The sequence below is a fragment of the Bacillus sp. RC251 genome, assembly GCF_044908765.1.
In the GTDB taxonomy this organism is placed as follows: Bacteria; Bacillota; Bacilli; order Bacillales; family Bacillaceae_G; genus Bacillus_A; species Bacillus_A wiedmannii.
This window is the reverse complement of sequence record NZ_JBIYDP010000031.1, coordinates 1-4,010: the sequence shown is the minus strand read 5'-3', so window position 1 is coordinate 4,010 and position 4,010 is coordinate 1. Positions and strand designations below refer to the sequence as shown.

The window sequence follows — 4,010 nt, the reverse complement described above, 5'->3', positions numbered from 1 at the left end:
TCTCTAGCGCCGATGGTAGTTGGGACCTTGTCCCTGTGAGAGTAGGACGTCGCCAAGCAACTTTAAGACGAGTCAGAATGACTCGTCTTTTTTGTGTTTAATGGAAATAATCTTGTAATTAATGTTGGTTCTATGAGTACGTGTATCTAGCAAAAAACAGCTTTATTTTATTATGATTTCACATCTAAATAGCATACCTTCAGAAAAATATGGATAAGTTTGTTAGACCATCTATTCGTTAACAAGAATATATACAAGGTATTGCCCTCTGTAGCCTGCTCACACCTTCTTTTATTTCTTCAGTTGTTAAATGTCCATACCCTATAATAATTCGATTATGATGTTTTCCTTTTTTAATGGCGTGCTCTTCCACAGGATATACTTTCACTCCGAGTTGTTGGATTTCCTCAAGTAATTCTTTTGTGAATTGAACTTGATTGAATTCAACAATCAGATGTAATCCTGTAGAATAACCGAAAATATTGATCTTATTGGAGAATGCTAATTTTAATTGCTGGATAAGGAAGTCTCTTCGAGTTTTATAAATTTTTTTCATCTTCATAATATGTCGCTCCAAATAATCTTCGGCAATAAATTTAGCAAGAACAAGCTGATTTAAAGAAGGTGTATGTAGATCTGAAAACCATTTTACCCTGCGACATTTTTCAATAAGGTGTGAGGGAAGAACTAAGTATCCCATCCTAAGGGCCGGTGATAAAATTTTACTAAATGAACCTATATATATAACACGCTCGGGATCCAATCCCTGTAATGAACTTACAGGTGAGCCTTCATATCGAAACTCACTGTCATAATCATCTTCAATGAGATAACAATTTGTTTTCCTTGAGTAGTTAATCAATTGAACCCGTCGTTGAATCGGTAACGCTCCTCCTAAAGGAAACTGATGAGAAGGAGTAGTGAAGATGAATTTTGGGTTTTTATTTGCAGGCAGCAAAGATGTATCCATCCCATTATCATCAACTGGTATAGGATAAAGGAAGGCTCCTGAATTTTTAAAAATTGTTTGAATGTCATTGGTGATGGGATCTTCTATTAGTACTTCGTCGCCTGTTGACAAAAGTAGCTTAGAAATAAGTGTTAAAGCTTGCGTTGCACCGGAGGTAATTATCAATTGTTCTGGATGACAAAAAACTCCTCTTGTTTTAAGTAAATAGTGTGATAAAACCTTTCTTAATTCGGGACGCCCTTCGGGAATATCGTATCCAAACGTAGAAGGAGGTGTTTCATTCCATATAGTATGAGATAACTTTGCCCATCCCTTAAGTGGAAATAAGTCTAATGCTGGTATCCCTGAACGAAAATTAATGATGTTACTGTCTTTGTTTATTTCTTCGCACCAAGATAAAGAATCAATTAGAGTTGATTTTTTACGTTGTTCTAAATAAGTTCCTTCTGCAATGAATGTCCCGGCGCCCTGTCGAGCGACCAAAAAACCTTCGGAAAATAATTGATCATAAGCTTCTAAAATTACATTCCTAGACACGCTTAACTCAGAAGATAATTCCCGTGTAGATGGTAGTCTTTCTCCAGATTGTAGTTCTCCGTTTAATATTCGTTCACGTATTTGGTGATAAACCTGTCGAATTAAACTTATATCTAACGATCGATCAATAGGTATCCAAAGCATATAAATGCTCCCTTCATCAAAATTGGTACCATAAAAGTTTGGTTAAAATGGTACTAATATGAACCATTTTAGCATGCTATAGTTGGATCAAATAGTTCTAAAGGGGATGAAAATGTGATGACGAAACCAGAATTCCAAGTAGCTCAGGCATTTAAATCGATTGCACGAAATGAACATATAAAATCCTATGTACAACAATCCACTGAACTCTATGCGTTGTTATTGCAAGCTGCGAAACGCTTTGTCACCGGAGAAACGAGACATGAGGGGATTGTGATAGCAAAAGAACTAATTACAAAAGGTTATCATACTTCACTAGAATACATAGGGGAAAATACTCTAGATATAGAGGAATGTTATAAAGCAAAAAATGAGTTTTGGAATCTTATTGGGGATATGGGTGCTCTATCTATGAAACAAACAGTATCACTCGATTTATCGCATATTGGATTGTCTATAGATCCAAAAATATCTTATATTCATTTAATGGAGTTGGCAGAGAAGGCAAAAGTACATGGAACTACCCTTATGATAAGTATGGAAGAATCATCTAAAGCAGCAGACATTCTTTCCATCTATAAAAAAACAACTGAGCAATATCCTAATGTAGGGATAACGATTCAGGCGCATTTATATCGCTCAAACAATGATATTCAAGAACTCCTACATTATCCAGGGAAAATACGAGTTGTAAAAGGTGCCTATCAAGAAATTTCGGATATTGCCATGCCTAGGTCAAATGACTTAAACCAACAGTATCTTCAGATTGTAGAACAACTAGTTGAAAACAATCATCCTGTATCTATAGCTACACATGATGAAATTCTTATTAAAGAAATGGAGAAACGTCAATATTTTAGTCAATCTAATGTAGAGATAGAAATGCTATATGGAATTCGTCCAGATATGTTAAGTGATTTGAAAAACAAAGGACATAATGCTAGGGTGTATTTGACTTATGGGAAAGAGTGGTACTTGTATTTATGCCATCGGATAGCTGAATATCCGGAAAATTTATATCGTGCAGTGATAGATATGATGCATTCATCTGCAGTACAGCAGCGTAGGGAATATTAAATGTAAAAATTATTTTGGCTATGGTTATTATGAGGGAGTTCAGTTGTAGTGAGTAAGTTAAAGCATTTTGGTTGTGGCCCCCAAAAAAGAGTCGGATTTTCCTTAGAGTAGAAATTCCGACTCTTTTTATATTGAAAAGATTATAGTTTATAAATTGTACAGCCGTAGTATACCTTGTTGTAGAATTTGTTTTGGTGGGTGTTTTATATGCATTGGATTCTTATTGTCATGTATTCTTAAGTTTATAGCTAGAAATAAATGAATTTGTAATTCTATATGTATTTCAAAACGGAGGATATATATAAACAATAAAATTACATACTTTGTTAGTAACTCGATTCGCTCTTCTAGCGGTAAAACGTAAATATAGGTATAGGATAAACATCCTTACATGTGATAAAAAGTAATAAAATACAAATAGAACAAATGTTCTTTGTGGGTGTGTTAGGTGCACTCGATCAATTGAGGTGCGTATTTTTAATCCGGTATATGTGTTTAAAAAAGAAATGCTATTAATTGGTTCGGTCCTCGAGTATAGTTTATTTGTATATCTTAAATGTTTGTTAAGAGGATATAAAATTTATTACGACTAGGCCATATGGAAATGGATGCTGCTAAAGATGAAAGAGATATAAGTCTGCTATTTCAGTGACATAGGGATAGTTAGTAAATGTATTAGTGTGTTTCTATATATTTACGAGTAAACAGGTAAGTAACCATTACTTCATATAAGAGGGACTCTATAACTAGAGTAGTATATAAGAATTTCTGTATCGTTGTCTGTTTATAAGAATACGTATATCTTCAATCGTTTCTAATAGAGTGCCTGATAAACAAAGAGGTGTTAGGGAGCGGAATAAGTTTTTAATTATATATTAATATTTATTAAAATAAGGTTGTTAATTTCGCGGGGGAAAAACTTCCGTACCAATTCAGTTTAGGGCGTAAGTAAACTTGAATATATTTTGGGAGAAGAAAGTAAAGCGAAGTCCAAGAGGCTTTTCGGATAATGCAATATTTATAGGTTCTTCTCTAGATTAGAGAGTGTAAAAATATTAACTTGAATAACTTTATAAAAAGGTATTGACGATTAGGATATAGGGGTGTAATATAGAACAAGTCGCCGATGCAATAACGCAGAACACGGCAAACGAAATGAAAAACTTAGTTGACATTGAAAGTTGAAAATGTTAACATAAGGGAGTCGCAAATGAGCGACCGAGTAGTTCTTTGAAAACTGAACGAAACAAACAACGTGAAACGTCAATTTTTATTTTTAGAT

The 4,010-nt window shown here is 34.0% G+C and carries 2 protein-coding genes; one reads left to right on the top strand and one right to left on the bottom strand.

Features of this window, described 5'->3' with window-relative positions; all coding sequences use genetic code 11:
• Positions 1 to 238: 238 nt before the first annotated feature.
• The gene (gene pdxR / locus ABH961_RS29995; protein WP_098080538.1) at positions 239 to 1,651 is read right to left on the bottom strand and encodes a MocR-like pyridoxine biosynthesis transcription factor PdxR; all 1,413 of its coding nucleotides are present in this window, start codon (positions 1,649 to 1,651) and stop codon (positions 239 to 241) included.
• 117 nt (positions 1,652 to 1,768) lie between these two features.
• Here pdxR and ABH961_RS29990 point away from each other — a divergent pair, with 117 nt between their 5' ends.
• A complete protein-coding gene (locus ABH961_RS29990) occupies positions 1,769 to 2,728 on the top strand; it encodes a proline dehydrogenase family protein (protein WP_098080536.1) in 960 nt (319 codons plus the stop codon).
• Positions 2,729 to 4,010: the final 1,282 nt, after the last annotated feature.

Excerpts from the sequence above, each read along its gene's own strand:
- ABH961_RS29990 (WP_098080536.1), top strand. The coding sequence starts at position 1,769 with ATGACGAAACCAGAATTCCAAGTAGCTCAGGCATTTAAATCGATTGCA.
- pdxR (WP_098080538.1), bottom strand. The coding sequence starts at position 1,651 with ATGCTTTGGATACCTATTGATCGATCGTTAGATATAAGTTTAATTCGA.